Source organism: Segatella buccae ATCC 33574 (assembly GCF_000184945.1).
GTDB classification, from domain to species: domain Bacteria; phylum Bacteroidota; class Bacteroidia; order Bacteroidales; family Bacteroidaceae; genus Prevotella; species Prevotella buccae.
Map to the genome: position 1 here is coordinate 2,787,696 of NZ_GL586311.1, position 14,462 is coordinate 2,802,157.

The 14,462-nt window shown below is 47.8% G+C and carries 13 protein-coding genes; 2 read left to right on the forward strand and 11 right to left on the reverse strand.

Going from position 1 to position 14,462, the window contains the following annotated elements; translation table 11 throughout:
• Positions 1–52 precede the first annotated feature (52 nt).
• On the forward strand, positions 53–919 hold the full coding sequence (locus tag HMPREF6485_RS11010; protein WP_004346581.1) for a T9SS type A sorting domain-containing protein: 867 nt from the start codon (positions 53–55) through the stop codon (positions 917–919).
• A gap of 319 nt (positions 920–1,238) precedes the next feature.
• Here HMPREF6485_RS11010 and HMPREF6485_RS11015 read toward each other — a convergent pair whose 3' ends face one another.
• The 5 genes from HMPREF6485_RS11015 to rpsF form a co-directional block, all read right to left on the reverse strand.
• Positions 1,239–2,210 carry a C10 family peptidase gene (locus HMPREF6485_RS11015; RefSeq protein WP_004346582.1) on the reverse strand — a complete coding sequence of 324 codons (972 nt, stop codon included), beginning with the start codon at positions 2,208–2,210 and terminating at the stop codon, positions 1,239–1,241.
• 80 nt (positions 2,211–2,290) lie between these two features.
• On the reverse strand, positions 2,291–3,610 hold the full coding sequence (locus HMPREF6485_RS11020; RefSeq protein WP_004346583.1) for a leucine-rich repeat domain-containing protein: 1,320 nt from the start codon (positions 3,608–3,610) through the stop codon (positions 2,291–2,293).
• A 1,225-nt stretch (positions 3,611–4,835) separates the two neighbouring features.
• Positions 4,836–5,366, reverse strand: a complete 531-nt coding sequence (gene rplI, locus HMPREF6485_RS11025; RefSeq protein ID WP_004342617.1) for a 50S ribosomal protein L9 — start codon at positions 5,364–5,366, stop codon at positions 4,836–4,838.
• Between the two features lie 19 nt (positions 5,367–5,385).
• Positions 5,386–5,658 carry a 30S ribosomal protein S18 gene (rpsR, locus tag HMPREF6485_RS11030; protein ID WP_004342615.1) on the reverse strand — a complete coding sequence of 91 codons (273 nt, stop codon included), beginning with the start codon at positions 5,656–5,658 and terminating at the stop codon, positions 5,386–5,388.
• Between the two features lie 2 nt (positions 5,659–5,660).
• Entirely contained in the window at positions 5,661–6,005 is a 345-nt protein-coding gene (gene rpsF / locus HMPREF6485_RS11035) for a 30S ribosomal protein S6 (RefSeq protein WP_004342612.1), read from the reverse strand.
• 165 nt (positions 6,006–6,170) lie between these two features.
• Between rpsF and HMPREF6485_RS14025 the strand changes: the two genes are divergently transcribed.
• The gene (locus HMPREF6485_RS14025; RefSeq protein WP_155814409.1) at positions 6,171–6,338 is read left to right on the forward strand and encodes a hypothetical protein; all 168 of its coding nucleotides are present in this window, start codon (positions 6,171–6,173) and stop codon (positions 6,336–6,338) included.
• Positions 6,339–6,351: 13 nt separating this feature from the next.
• Here the strand turns inward: HMPREF6485_RS14025 and HMPREF6485_RS11045 are convergent, their stop codons facing one another.
• The 6 genes from HMPREF6485_RS11045 to asnB (HMPREF6485_RS11070) all read right to left on the reverse strand — a co-directional run bounded on the left by HMPREF6485_RS11045 (position 6,352) and on the right by asnB (HMPREF6485_RS11070) (position 14,459).
• Complete coding sequence (locus HMPREF6485_RS11045) at positions 6,352–7,098, reverse strand: nucleotidyltransferase family protein (protein WP_004346592.1); 747 nt, start codon at positions 7,096–7,098, stop codon at positions 6,352–6,354.
• 17 nt (positions 7,099–7,115) lie between these two features.
• Positions 7,116–8,168: an NAD-dependent epimerase/dehydratase family protein gene (locus HMPREF6485_RS11050; protein WP_004342606.1), complete on the reverse strand. Its 1,053-nt coding sequence runs from the start codon at positions 8,166–8,168 to the stop codon at positions 7,116–7,118.
• A gap of 26 nt (positions 8,169–8,194) precedes the next feature.
• Positions 8,195–9,400, reverse strand: coding sequence for a galactokinase (locus HMPREF6485_RS11055; RefSeq protein WP_004346593.1), 1,206 nt, complete (start codon positions 9,398–9,400; stop codon positions 8,195–8,197).
• 14 nt (positions 9,401–9,414) lie between these two features.
• The gene (locus HMPREF6485_RS11060; protein WP_004346595.1) at positions 9,415–10,566 is read right to left on the reverse strand and encodes a nucleotidyltransferase family protein; all 1,152 of its coding nucleotides are present in this window, start codon (positions 10,564–10,566) and stop codon (positions 9,415–9,417) included.
• A 34-nt stretch (positions 10,567–10,600) separates the two neighbouring features.
• Positions 10,601–12,466, reverse strand: a complete 1,866-nt coding sequence (gene asnB / locus HMPREF6485_RS11065; protein ID WP_004346596.1) for an asparagine synthase (glutamine-hydrolyzing) — start codon at positions 12,464–12,466, stop codon at positions 10,601–10,603.
• A 115-nt stretch (positions 12,467–12,581) separates the two neighbouring features.
• Positions 12,582–14,459, reverse strand: a complete 1,878-nt coding sequence (gene asnB / locus HMPREF6485_RS11070) for an asparagine synthase (glutamine-hydrolyzing) (RefSeq protein ID WP_004346597.1) — start codon at positions 14,457–14,459, stop codon at positions 12,582–12,584.
• Between the last annotated feature and the right edge of the window lie 3 nt (positions 14,460–14,462).

Consider the following 14,462-nt stretch of genomic DNA (forward strand, 5'->3'; position numbering starts at 1 on the left):
CCCCAATTTCCGACAACTCCTTTAACTCCATTAAACAATAACCATATCAACAATGAAGAAGATTTTTACTTTCGTACTGGCATTGGCCTCTTTCACAGGAGCATACGCCGCAGAATACAACCTTTTCCCGACAGCAGACGGATGGTTGTGGTTTGACAATCAAGACAGCAACGCACGCTTTGTGGGCCTGATCGACGAGACACCTTATAAAGTGATGCAGGGGCAAGAAGCCAAATTGGTGCAGATGGTCTATGCCGATCAAACACCGGACTATCCCCCAACGGTAGTTGATGCCGACATTGTGGGTGTAGGAACTGACGGTGAGACAGGCTCTGCCGGTTTCCGCAAGGGAGCCATTGTGCTGCAGCCCTCCAGTGCAAACTCCGTACCCAATGGCGGCGGCTTCGTGATATGCCTGCCTTCGTGCTCCACACTGTCCATAGACTATTCCTGCAGCAGCAAGGTGATGGCTCGCATCGTGGCCACCACCAATCCACTGGCAGACATGAATAAAGTAGCCGCCTCTTATGACTTATCATCTGCCGACGGTTGGAAAGTGATCTCAGCAAAGTATATGAGCGTATTTAAACGCTTGCCCAAAGGCCATCAGCAGTGGACGGGCATCGAGAAACTGAACAATGGCAGCGACGCCACGACCATCCAGTCGGACAAACCCATCTACATCTGGTTCCAGTCGGGCACCCGCGACACCATCTACATCCACGGCATCAAGGTGACGACTCCCAAGCAGGAGACAACGGGCATCACCACCCCCGCGACCAACAAAGCCGGCATAAAGACCGAGGTCTACAGTGTAAATGGGCAATTACTGGGCAACAACAAGGCTACAAGCCGTCTGCCCAAAGGAGTCTACATCGTGAAAGAAGGAGACAAGACGCGCAAAGTCATAAAAAGGTAAGAAACAACACAAAAGAAAAATACAGGGGCAGTGCTTCATGCCTGTCCGCACGATTTGAAAAATCGTATCCCAAACCATGATTCCGGCAAAGGCATGAGAACTGGGAACGTTTCCATGAAATGTGCGGGCAGGCATAAAGCACTGCCCCTACTCTTTTCTGCTTTTTCCTATACTTTATATTTCTATGTTGCCCCAATAAAAAGCAACATAGAAACAAAAACAAGTCCATTTCCCATAAACCTTCCATACGACACGGTCACCGTTTATGGGCACATCACTCCCTTCCCCCTTAGAGAGGGGCCGGGGGTGAGGCTTTTCTCTACTTTCTCACCTTCCTAACACTTCCGTCAGCATACCTGATGATATTAACACCCTTGCCGAGTTGTGGCCGGCGCGTCCCGTCAATGCCGTAAATGCCAATGATTTCACCCTCACCGGAGGAAGCAGACTTTTGGACAGTGGGAGCAGTGATGGCAGTGGCAGACGGCGGTTTGATGCCAATGATCATCGCCTGATGATGCTTGAAGTCAAGCGTCTTGTCATCCACATCGAGGTCGGGATCGAAATAGCCGTTGTCTTTTCCCTTCCATCCCCAGTTGATGTGTACCTCGCCCTTCTCATTATATCCGTCAAGCACCCAAGCGTGCCCACCCTGCGAGTCGCTGTTGCCGGAATAGAAAATGGGGCGGCCGTTGGAAAGTTCATTGTAGATAAGCTCCATCCACTCCACCTTGGTGTAGTTTTGGCGGCTCAGATAGCGTATTCCGTCAGGCTCGTAACGGAAATAATCAATCATGTCGCGGGGAATATTGCTGTAGGCAAAAGCCGAACTCCCACCGAGCTGATAGATCATGCCCACAGCCACACCGCAGTGAAAGAGCAAGGTGGCTACAGCTTTCACGCTCTCACCGGTGTAGTTGAAAGGATAGGCGGTCAACATTTTCTCCCATTTATATTCCGTCTTTCCAAATTCGGCGATGACACTGTCTTTGTCGAAAAACGACTTGTAGGCATTCCGGCCCTTGCCCATCTTGGGATAGGCATGATAATACATGATTTGCCCCAAGGCCAAAGCCACGCAACCTACGGGGCAATGCTGCTCCTTTTTCGTGATTTTGTTCACCTTGGTGGGACACAGGCTGTTATAGGGTGCGCCCTGCCCCCAAGTGGTTTTCAGCATGGGTTCCACACTGGTTTTATATTTGGCTGCATCGGGGGCTATGAGCTGTGCGCTCACCGTGCCCATGCCCAACAGCAGAAAAGCCGAGAGGGCAAAGCTTCTTATCTTCATTGAAGTCAATTTAAGTCTCTTTATTTTAGAAGTTAAGGAGAGAGCATTCCCCCCTTAACTCCCCAAACTGCTCCTAAAAACTATTTCACTACGATTTTCATCACCTTGTCGCCTTGCCGCACGATATAGGTGCCTTGGGTCAACGAGTTGACATCGGCATTCTTCTCGAGAAGCCGGCCGTCAAGAGCGTAGACATCGGCCTTGGCTGCATGGGCGGCTGCATGGGCGGCACTGATGCCCGTGGCGGCCAATACCTTCACAGCCTTGGTCCTGAACACATTAGTCCCCGTAAACTTGGGAAAAGCCTGCGAAGTCATCATGCAATACACCGGCGTGGCCTGCTCTTTGATAAACGTGAATTTGCCGTCCTCTTCGGTATAGTCGGTGCCTGCTGTGAGCCGGTTGCCCTCCTCGCTCATCCACGTATAGGTAGTGGTCTGAGGGGTGGCGGCCAATCCCTTGATATTGTTCTGCGCAGAGAGATCGATGGTCTTGTCGATGTCGCTTATTTCCATCTCCTTCTGTGGAGCGTAGGTAAGGGTTTTGATATTCTCCGTGGGGATGGTGGCCAGTGTCAGTCGGTTTTTACTCAGATTGGCCGTACCGATGGCGGTGTATTTCACTTCCCTCAACTCATTGTTCATGGCAAAAAGTCGGCCCTGCTCCAAACCGGTGAGTTCGGTCAAGTCGAGCGTGGTCAGTTTATTGTTGTTCACACTCAAATACAATTTCGATGTCTTGTTGGCCCCGAGGTTGATACTTGTCAATCCCATGTTGAGCAGATAAACGCTGGCAAGAGATGTGTTGTGAGACAAGTCGAGCGTACTGATGCTGTTATTGCTCAAATAGAGCGTTTTGAGATTGGGCACCTGTGTACCGTCAAAACTTGTGAGCTTGTTGTTCTGCAGATTAAGATTGGTCAGTGCCGGCTGCAAAACGACACTTGTCAACGCATTGTTGTTGAGCAGGGCTTTGGTCATCTTGGTGTTCTTCGACAAGTCAAGCGTGGTCAACTTATTGCCGTTGGCATTCAGCTCCTCCAAGTCAGTGGCCCGGGTCACATCAAGTTCTGTGACACCCGCAGCATCGATTCTCGAAATGCAGTCGAAGAAGACAATGGGCCCTGTGGCATACACCTTGATATGTCCGCCGCCCGTGGGCGTACCGGTGATCTCGGTAGCGTTATAACCGTCGTAGGTGGCCATGATGGTTTTCCCCTCCACAACGGTTCCGTCTCCCCAGTCGATGGACACGGTGTTGGGAGCTATCGAACCGCTGCCGAAACCAAGCGTGCGTGTCTTGCCGTCTACTTCAGCCGTAAGACTGATAATTTCTGCCGTTTGCGCTTGCACTGCAAGCGTCAGGAATGTGGCAAAGGCCAAGAGTATAGATTTTCTCATACGAATAAAAAAATAGATAATGAAACAATAAATACTATGGCTACAAATATACACAAAAATACTGATACGTTGGTATATTTTTTCTTTTTTTATTCTTGAAGATGGTGTGGGAGGGGGAGAGGAAGTCTCACGGCCCTCCAGTGGAAGGAGTGCCTTTATGGGACTATCGGTATTTGACAGGGAAATGAATACATGCATTTGGTCACACGCCTATATGAAATAGAGGAAAGGGGGCTCCGCAAAATGTTGCATCGTTGCGAATAATATCAACAAAAACGCATCTGCCGAAAAGCTCCAACCAAAGTGGCAAGTCGACTCCAGACCACTGAAAAAACCTACCGGTTTTATAGTTTGGGCTCTTCAAGCGTGCAAAAGGGCTACAGTCACACGCCCAAATAGGCCAAACAAGAATGCCACAGAGCCCGAACAAGTCGCCCGAACAGCCCCTTTTAACGGCCCGAACGGCCCGTTTGGCATCCTCATCAAGCCCCATCGGGATGTCAAGAAAACTCAAACCACTGAACGACAGGGGATTAGGTGCTTCGCTGAAATTCGTGTACAGGCAGCCGCAGAATCATTGCTGGAAAATATCGCAAGCACAAGGCGCGAAACCGGGCAAATAGTTTTACACTTATGAGGCGGCCCTCCAACACCCCATCGAAGGCTCATGCGGCCCGCCCCTTGCCACGAATCGGCTGCTGACGGTTGCCTATCTCTTCACCATGGCCTCCCGCCCCATCTTCATTGCGGAAGGGTGTCCATCCTCCCTCCAATGCCAATAAACGACAAAACCGGCATCCCCGAACAAGAGCTCAATATGCCCAACCATGCCAATGGCCTATATGGTTGAAGATAAATCAGAGAACAGATTCCCATAAATTAAAAATTTAAGCCGAAAACATTTGGAGACTTCCAAAATATTTTCACAGAGTGCAGAGAAAAAAGAGACTAATCAAAAAGGGCAAAAGCATGTTGATGGCAATACTTACCATCATCAGTGTCTTGGTGGTGGCCATCTGCATCTACCTTTATTGTTTCCATGGCTATTTTTAAATGTCTCCCCCACTTACTATCCGCACTATCAAAGCACATTGACTTTCCACAACAGGAAGACGGCTCCCTTTAGATGGTGGGGCCAAAAACATAAAGCCCAGACACCGTTTCCGGCATCCGGGACTTTATCATAGATTTGCTTTACAGTGCGAAAATCTTGTCTTTTGTAGATTTACTCTGCGGCGGGAGCCTCTTCCTCTACCACCTCTGCGGCAGCGGGAGCTTCTACCGGAGCCTCCTCAACGGGGGCAGCCACGGGAACGTTTTCGGCAACGACCCGAACGGGAATCCTCACCTCAACCTCCTTGTGGAAGTGAACCACAGCCTCGAAGTCGCCCACCTTCTTGATGTCGTGCATGGTGATGATCTTGCGGTCCACCTCAATGCCCTTCTTGGCGAGTTCGGCAGCAACGGTAGCCGCATTCACAGAGCCATAGAGCTGGCCGGTGGCACTCACCTTAGCCTCAATCTCAAGAGCAACATTTTCAAGGGCCTTGCCACGCTCTTCGGCGGCAGCCTTGAGGGCGGCCAACTTGTGGGCCTGCTGCTTCAGGTTCTCAGCAAGCACTTTCTTGTTGCTTGCAGAGGCGATGATAGCCTTGCCTTGGGGGATGAGATAGTTACGACCGTAGCCGCTCTTGACATTCACAATATCGTTCTTGTATCCAAGACCGATGATATCTTCTTTCAGTATTAATTCCATTGTGTATCCTCCTCTTTAATTATTTCATCAAATCGGCTACATAAGGAAGCAGTGCTATCTGGCGGGCACGCTTAACGGCCTGTGCCACACGACGCTGATACTTCAGAGATGTTCCGGTGATACGACGGGGAAGGATCTTGCCCTGCTCGTTCAAGAACTTCTTGAGGAACTCGGGATCCTTGTAGTCGATATACTTGATGCCGCTCTTCTTGAAACGGCAATACTTCTTCTTCTTGGTGTCGATGGAAGGTGCGTTGAGATAACGAACTTCCGGTTTCTTCTGCTCTGCCATGATTAAGCCTCCTGTAGTTTAGCGTACTTAGCGCGGCGCTTCTCGGCATACGCAACTGAATACTTGTCAAGTTTAACTGTCATGTAACGGATCACTTTCTCTTCGCGGCGGAAGCCGGTCTCGAGTTTCTCGATGACGGAGGGTTCGGCCTTGAACTCGAACAGGCAGTAGAAGCCCGAAGTCTTCTTCTGAATGTTGTAGGCCAACTTCTTCAGCCCCCAGGTCTCCTCGCTCACGAGCTCAGCACCATTGTCGGTGAGCAGCTTCTTGAACTTAGCGACCGTTTCCTTCATCTGTTCATCAGACAAAACGGGAGTCAAAATGAAAACGGTTTCGTATTGATTCATACTACTAATAAATAATGATAATTAAAAAATTCGTTGCACCGGCGGTCGACGGTCTGAAGCCTCTTCCGACAAATGCGGTGCAAAAGTACCACTTTTTTTTGGTTCAGCCAAATATTTTTCCTACTTTTGCCTGCAACAAAGTTTTCACCTGTCATGAAAGTCAATATGAAAAGACTCTTGGGCCGCGCCGGTCTCCCACTTGTATATCTGGGGGTGGCACTGGAAGTGGCATACGTGGCCTTCAGTCTCGATGGCCACAACTGGCTGCTCGCCCTCTCACTGCTGCTCATCGTGGCCGGCATCGTGGGCTATGTGGCGGGCGAAAAGAGATGACTCCGAGGATATATCACCCCTTCTTTTGGACTTCATACCGCTCTCGGGCTTCCTGCAACGAGTCGAGCGAGCCGATGTCCACGCGCCGGCCGGGCATCTGCCATGCATGGACAGTGGTCTTGTCTACGAGATAATGGGCAAGATTGCCGGGAGCGTCACATCCGCAACCGCAGTTGATGCTGTCACGGATAAGCGGCAAGTCTTCTTTTCTATAAATGTAGAATGGCGGGACTGCCCAATGGCTGACGGGCACTCGCGGCTTCTCCTGCATCTCAATCACGCGCATGTCGGCATCTACAGTGATGACACCCGTGCGTTGCAGGCGCTCGATACTGGGCTCGTAATGGCACATGATGACCGACGAATCTTTCTCCTTAAAGAAATCCACGAATCCCTGAAGGCTGAATTCCAAGATGTTGTCAGCTGCCAGCACCATGATATCTTCGTCTATGTCGCACCGGTCGATGGCCAACAACAGGTCGTTCACCGCTCCAAGGCGGGTATCGTTGGTCAGCGTGCCGTCGTCTACAATGGTGATAGGTTTCCTGTAATGGGTTGTGGCCCGCCACTCTTCAAAGGCTGCGGCAAACTTATGATTGGTCACGATGACATGTCCGGACAGACCGTCAATGCGGTCCACATCGTCAAGAAGTCTGCCAAGGATGGTATTGTCGCCTATTTTGAGCAGCGGTTTAGGAAAATTCTCTGTGAGCGGATAGAGACGCGTGGCATATCCGGCTGCAACAATGATGGTCTTCATCAGATTGATTAAAGTGTTTATTTAAGCGGATTGAGGTCACTCATGTACCACTCTGCCAACAGTCCGATGCCCTTGTGAAGCGACACGGAAGGTTTGTAGCCCACTTCCGTTTCGAGGCGTGTGGTGTCGGCGTATGTCTGATACACGTCACCGGGCTGCATGGGCAAGAAGTTTTTGCGTGCCTCGATGCCGATGGCCTGCTCTATTTCGTTGATGAAATCCATGAGCTTCACGGGATGGGAGCACCCAATATTATATAAGGTGAAAGGAATCCCGTTCGGGCACGCTTCGGCCACGGGCTCTTTGTCTATCACTTGAAGCGTTCCGTTCACGATGTCATCGATATAGGTGAAATCACGGCTCAGATTGCCGTTGTTATACACATCGATGGAAGAGCCGCTCATGATGAGTTTGGTAAACTTGATGGGAGCCATGTCCGGCCGTCCCCATGGGCCATAGACAGTGAAGTAGCGAAGTCCTGTCGCCTTCAGTCCGTAGAGTTTGCAATAGGCATGGGCCATCAATTCATTGGCCCGCTTGCTGGCGGCATAGAGACTCACAGGAGTACCCACACTGTCGGTTTCGGAGAAGGGGACTTTGGTGTTCAGGCCATACACCGAACTGGAAGACGCAAAGACCAAGTATCTTACATGGTAATTGCGGCAACACTCCAAGACGTTCATAAATCCCACCATGTTGGAATTCATATAACTGTAAGGATTCTGTATGGAATATCTGACGCCGGCCTGGGCAGCCAGATTCATCACCTTGTCGAATTTCTCCTCATTGAAGAGGTTTTCCATCGCCGTGCGGTCGTCGATGCCCATTCGCAAGAATTTGAAATTGGGAAAGCGCCTGCTATGGTAATACACACCGAAGGGAAGGTCGGTGTAGGGTTCGCCCGTGTCATGGCAGATGCCCAACAGGTGGCTCAGTCGGCCATATTTAAGCCGCACATCATAATACTCATTGACATTGTCAATGCCAATCACTTCATCGCCTCTTTCGGCCAGCATCATTGCTGTTTTGGAACCGATAAATCCTGCGGCTCCCGTTACTAATATCTTCATCTGATGATAATAAGTTATTTAAGTTGCTATTGATTGTTTGGAGCTATCTCGGCAACAGACACTCCATCGCATGTGTCGCAGAAGAACATCGCAAACGAATCCCTATATTTCGGGAAACGAGCCAGATATTTCTCGGCAACATGCCCGCGTATCGACTCGGTCTTGGCCGGGTCTGCCAATGCAATGAAGGCTCCCTTGAAACCGGCACCGGAAAACCGGCCGCCATAGATGCCGTCTGTCTCCCGGGCAATATCTTCCAACGCGCACAACTCTTCGGAGCCACACTCATACTGATAGCGCGAACTGTCGCATGACTCGAACATCAGCTGCCCGAAACTTTCGATATCACCCCGTTTCCACGCTTCAACTCCTCGCTCCACACGCTCACATTCCGAGTAAAAATGTCTTGCCCGCCGGGCAAAACGCTCGGGCATATTCCCGTCATATTGGTGGAATATCGCTTGAGGCAAGTCGCGCAACCGGGTGTCTTGCAGCTCTTTCAGCCGGTCTCCATTATAGGCTTGGGCTATCCATGCCGCCGTTCTGCATTCCGATACCCGAAGATTATAGTCCGTTCCCGTCAGCTTTCGGGTCACACCGGAAAAGATGACAGCCACTTTAAACTGTCGACAGCCGGTATATGGAATCAGCTTGTAGTCGGAAGTCTCGGTATCTAAAAACAACAGTTTGTCTTTTTCACACAACACGACACAGGCTTGATCCAGAATGCCATTGTTCAGGCCGACAAACATTCTCTCTGCAACAGAGGCATAGTTGATGACCTGCATCTTGCTGAGCGAGAGCTCATTAACCTCGGCCAAAGCCATCACCATACCGCAAAGCAGGGCGGCCGAACTTGACACACCGCCTATGGGCATCGAACCCTTGATGACACCGCGGAGCCCTCGCCTCAAGGTGAAATCTGCCTGAAGGGCATAGACAGCCCCCCGCAGATAGTCTCCCCAGTTGCCTTGCCGGTCGTCCAAACCGATCGGCCGATCGGCGGCAAACGTCATCAAACCGGAAAAAGAGAGCGAGGCCATTTCTATTCTACCCGTATCGGTGGGGGCAAGGAGGAAATCTATCCCCGAATTGATGGCAAATCCGCTCACTAATCCGTGTTGGTGGTCGACATGGGCACCAAGGGGACACACACGGTAAGGGGCAAAAACGCGAAAGGTTTTTCCCGTTTCGCCAAACAACTGACAGAAAGTTTTTTGTAGTTCGTCCATATCCGAGTTTTTGTTTATCCACCTTTTAACGTATCTCTCGCATAGCGAAGGAAACAATACACAGACTCTTTGGGAAACAGCTTTCCTGCTCTCCAATAAACCGGCAGCTGCCCCATGGCCGTGTCGATTTTCTTAACCCATTTGTTGGAGCCCATAGACATTTGCTTTTCCTTCTGCAATGTTCCGAAATTTCCGGTCTTGAAAATACTGTCCAGCAGCAGTTCGCCTTTCTTCCTGAGATTATCCTCATAAAACGGCATACGCTCTTTCGGACACCCTAAGAAGTCTACAGCCAAGGCGGCAAAGTATTTCCAGAATTTCATCAGACCGAGAAACTCAAGATCGCTTTTCAGCACTTCTACATCAATAAGAAGACCTTCATCTCCTTTCCCTGTATCCGAAACATGACTTGACACGAAGAGCATCCAGTCTACGATTTGACGCAGCCCCACCCCACCGGTCATATAGTGTTGCAGCATGTGGCCAAAAATGAAGACAGCATCGAATTGTACGGGGGGCACCTGTATCGTTTCACCATCCCCTATCGACAGAGGTCGGCCGGGCCGGCTAAGCCGTTCGTCTGTCCAAGCTTGCAGATGACGGGAACAGCGCGGACAGATAGAAAAACGGAAGTTGCCATGCAACTCTATCACCATTCCATTTGTCGTGTACACCGAGTGCAACCTCGTTGCCGCCTCGCCGCCGTCTTCGGCCACCTTTGCCATGAGCTGCTTTGCCTGCCGATACTGTTCGTAATCGGTAATCAGCAAATCTATATCGCCCGACTGGCGATGGAGCGGATTGGGATAGCATTGTCCCACTCCCTGCCCTTTCAGCAACAAAGAGTCGATCCCTTTCTTCCGCAACTCCCCCATGAGCAACGAGGCAAACGCATTCATCCGCTTGTTCTCCTTCTCTATCTCCGAAGTGGTTGCTATGACATTGAAATAGATGGGCTTCGGCGGGCGCAAAGCAGGGGGCAACTTAACCATTGCCTCGGTCATGACACCTACCATCGTCTGTTGACGGGCCAAATCCACAATGCGGTTCCAATCTACATTATCCTTAAAATCACATAGCTTAGGTATAGACTCCCACAATCCACACCGTATCAGTAGTGTGAATTGTTTTTGTATGGTCACTCCTGCTATCAATGTATCTCGCATTCTACTTTAATCGATAATCCACTTTACTTAATTATCAATTTGACATGTTTTGCTTATGCCATAACTGGAATTCTATCAATCTCCATATCGTTTTTTCTTCATGGCCCAATTTACCAGCATAAAATAATTCTTTCAACTGTGAAATAAAGCGAGTATTAAAGAATGATTTATCCATAGAATCATTTAAATTATCTTCAACCAAGAACCTTAAATCATCTTTAAGCCAATTATTTATGGGCATACTAAAACCTGTTTTAGGTCGATCCATAATCTCTTTAGGGACATATTTATTAACTACATCTTTAAATATCCTCTTTTTGTTTCCATCCAAATATTTATATTCCTCTGGCAATTGTGCCGCAAATTCTATGATACGATGATCAAGGAGAGGCTCTCTGCCTTCAAGAGAAACAGACATCGTGGCTCGGTCTACCTTTACCAATATATTGTTAGGAAGATAATTCAAATAGTCAATAACTTGTGCTATAGAAATTGGCTCTTTTATTAAACGTTCATCTTGCAAAAATGATGGAGATGGATAAGGAAGATTTATTATCTTAGAAAAAAGTGATTGCATAAGAGAGCCCCCTCCCTCAAATGCAACAGAAATACGATGATAATCTTCATATTTAAAAAGTTTGGCAAAACATTCGCTTTTCTCCCTCAAAAACGAATATGGGTTTGTTATTTTACTTATTTGCATAAACAAGTTAGACAACAAATCACTTTTAACTACAGTCTTTAAATATTTTAGCTGTTTTTCTAAAGACGTATAACTATTATATCCTGCAAAAATCTCATCTCCTGCATCTGCTGACAAAGCTACTTTGACTTGCCTCCTTGCCAACTTGCTCACTAAAATCGTAGGTATAGCAGAGTTGTCAGCAAAAGGTTCATCATAAAAATATGGTAAATCTGGAATTATACCTTTACAATCATCTGGAGTACAAATATATTCAGTATGGTCAGTCCCTAACAAGTGAGCAATCTCTTTTGCTATAGGTGCTTCATTATTACCAATAGGGAAACCAATAGTAAACGTTTTCAACCTTTCTGTCCGCTCATTTTGTAATAGAGCTGTTACACCTACACTATCATATCCTCCACTTAAAAAAACACCTACAGGAACATCGGATACCATTCTATAATTACAAGCAGACTTCAATATTGTTTCCAATTGTTCTTTTGCTTCTTCATAAGTTAATGTCAATTTAGGAAGTGTATAATAGTCAAGCACATTCCAATAATTAAATATCTCACAAGTGCGAGTCGAAATAGAATATTTTAAGTAAGTGCCCGGTGGCAACTTTTTAACACCTTTAAAAATGGAAAAAGGAGTAGGAATATAACCAAACTTAAAATACAATGCTACGCCTTCAAGGTCAAGCTCCTTGTGAAAATCAGGATGGGGATATAATGCCTTTAGCTCACTTGCAAACATGAAACAGTTTTCGTGTTCATAATAATACAGTGGCTTTACCCCTGCCCTATCCCTAAAAAGAATCAACTCATTAGCTTCTTGATCTAAAATTGCAAAAGCAAACATCCCGATAAAATGATTAACACAAGAAGTTCCCCATTCTTCATAAGCATGAAGAATAACCTCCGTATCGGAATCTAACATGAACTGATGGCCAAGCCTCTTAAGTTCTTCTTTTATTTCTTTAAAATTATAAATCTCACCATTGAACACAATAGCCAGATTACCATATTCCATCGGTTGATTAGCTGCCGCTCGTAAATCAATAATAGAAAGCCGTGCATGAGCTAAGCAACAATGATTCTGAGCATATAATTTTGCGCCTTGATGATCAGGCCCACGATGCTTCAGTGCTTTAGCCATTTGTAATCCTAATTCAACGGAAGGAGCTTTGTCTATATATCCAATAATACCACACATATTTTCTCTAAATAACTTTTATTTGTTGGAAAAATCGCACCTCATAATCGAAGTGTCATTTACATATCTTCCTGTGCTTTTTAGTTTTTCCGATATAAGCATTACAAAGACAATGCTACATGTTTTTTTCTTTCCACATTTGAAACATCAATAATCGCCATATCACTTTATTCTCATGACCGAGTTTGCTGTCATAAAACAGATCTTTGATCTTCAGCACATTCGTTGCATTGAAAATCTCCATGTCAAGTGCTCGGTCATTGATATGCTCCTCTATCAAATATTTCAAGTCGGAGCGCAACCAACCGTCGACAGGCATCATAAATCCGGTCTTGGGCCGGTCGAGCATTCGTTTGGGAATATATTTGTAGACAATGTCGCGGTAGATACGTTTCTGTACACCATCCTTAAATTTATAGTTCAAGGGCAGGCGTGCTGCAAACTCTATGATTCGGTGATCGATAAGCGGCTCCCTGCTTTCGAGCGAGACGGACATGGCCGCCCTATCGACTTTCACCAAAATGTCATCAGCCATGTAGTTGATATAATCCATTGCCATCGCCACCGATATGGCATCGCCAAACATACGCTCATCCGGCATGAAAACCGGAATAGGATAAGGCAGCCTCAACAACTCTCCGTAGACCGATTTGGCCAATGTACTATAAGAACCTCCTTCGGTGGCCACGGCCGTCCTGAAAGCCTGCGGAGTACGTAGGATAGCGGCCAGCGTCTCGCCTTTTTCGTGCAAGAAAGAGTAAGGACGGGCTAATGCTTCGGTCAAGGTATTGACGACATGAGACATGCCGTTACCTCTAAGGCCTTTAAGCAATCTCATATATTTCATGACACTTGCCAGACCGGCATATCTGTTATATCCCGCAAAGGTCTCATCCCCACCATCGGCCGACAATGCCACTTTCACTTTTTCCCCGGCTACCCGGCTAACTAAAATCGTGGGTACAGCCGAATTGTCGGCAAAGGGTTCATCAAAGAAGAAGGGCAGCTCGGGAATAATCTCCTTACACTCCTTTTCCGTGCAAATATATTCCGTGTGTTCCGTACCCAGCAGTGCCGCGATTTCCCGGGCCGCAGGTGCTTCATTGGTACCGGTGGGAAAACCTATGGTAAAGGTTTTCAGCCTCTCCGTGCGATCTGCCTGTAAGATGGCCGCCAAACCGGTGCTGTCATATCCCCCGCTCAAGAAGATACCCACGGGCACATCAGATATCATGCGATAGTTGAATGCCGAGCGTAGGATCCTCTCCATCTCTTCTTTTGCCGTCTCGTAAGAAATGTCCAGTCGCGGTTGCTGGTAGTAGTCCAGCACATCCCAATATTTGGTTATTCGGAATGTCCGATCCGAAATGTTATATTTGAGAATATGACCGGCTCGTAGCTTAAATGTGTTCTTGAAGATGGCGTAGGGGGCCGGCACATAACCGTATTTAAAATACAATGCGGCAGCATGATGGTCAAGGGACTTGACAAAAGCCGGATATTTGTAAAACGCTTTCAGTTCGCTCGCGAAGAGGAAAACACCATCTTTCACATAATAATAAAGGGGCTTCACGCCGGCCCTGTCCCTGAAAAGGGTTAACTCATTAGAGGCTGTGTCCAAGATAGCGAAAGCAAACATGCCGACAAACTTGTCCACACATTTATCTCCCCACTCTTTATAGGCATGGAGGATGACCTCGGTGTCTGAATCCAACAGGAAATGATGTCCGCACTTCTCCAGTTCATGCCTGATGTCCTTAAAATTGTACACTTCCCCATTGAAGACAATGGCCAATCCTGCATATTCCATGGGTTGGTTGGCTGCATCGGAAAGGTCGATAATCGACAGCCGGGCGTGTCCCAAGCTACAGTCGTTTCGGGGATAGTTTCTGGCTTCCTGATGGTCGGGCCCCCGATGCTTCATCATGGCCACCATCTCCGTAGTCGTCTCCAGAGACAGTTTTTCGTCTATATAGCCGCAAATTCCACACATACT

Coding starts and splice junctions, on each gene's coding strand:
- HMPREF6485_RS11010 (WP_004346581.1), top strand. CDS start 53: ATGAAGAAGATTTTTACTTTCGTACTGGCATTGGCCTCTTTCACAGGA.
- HMPREF6485_RS11015 (WP_004346582.1), bottom strand. CDS start 2,210: ATGAAGATAAGAAGCTTTGCCCTCTCGGCTTTTCTGCTGTTGGGCATG.
- HMPREF6485_RS11020 (WP_004346583.1), bottom strand. CDS start 3,610: ATGAGAAAATCTATACTCTTGGCCTTTGCCACATTCCTGACGCTTGCA.
- rplI (WP_004342617.1), bottom strand. CDS start 5,366: ATGGAATTAATACTGAAAGAAGATATCATCGGTCTTGGATACAAGAAC.
- rpsR (WP_004342615.1), bottom strand. CDS start 5,658: ATGGCAGAGCAGAAGAAACCGGAAGTTCGTTATCTCAACGCACCTTCC.
- rpsF (WP_004342612.1), bottom strand. CDS start 6,005: ATGAATCAATACGAAACCGTTTTCATTTTGACTCCCGTTTTGTCTGAT.
- HMPREF6485_RS14025 (WP_155814409.1), top strand. CDS start 6,171: ATGAAAAGACTCTTGGGCCGCGCCGGTCTCCCACTTGTATATCTGGGG.
- HMPREF6485_RS11045 (WP_004346592.1), bottom strand. CDS start 7,098: ATGAAGACCATCATTGTTGCAGCCGGATATGCCACGCGTCTCTATCCG.
- HMPREF6485_RS11050 (WP_004342606.1), bottom strand. CDS start 8,168: ATGAAGATATTAGTAACGGGAGCCGCAGGATTTATCGGTTCCAAAACA.
- HMPREF6485_RS11055 (WP_004346593.1), bottom strand. CDS start 9,400: ATGGACGAACTACAAAAAACTTTCTGTCAGTTGTTTGGCGAAACGGGA.
- HMPREF6485_RS11060 (WP_004346595.1), bottom strand. CDS start 10,566: ATGCGAGATACATTGATAGCAGGAGTGACCATACAAAAACAATTCACA.
- asnB (WP_004346596.1), bottom strand. CDS start 12,466: ATGTGTGGTATTATTGGATATATAGACAAAGCTCCTTCCGTTGAATTA.
- asnB (WP_004346597.1), bottom strand. CDS start 14,459: ATGTGTGGAATTTGCGGCTATATAGACGAAAAACTGTCTCTGGAGACG.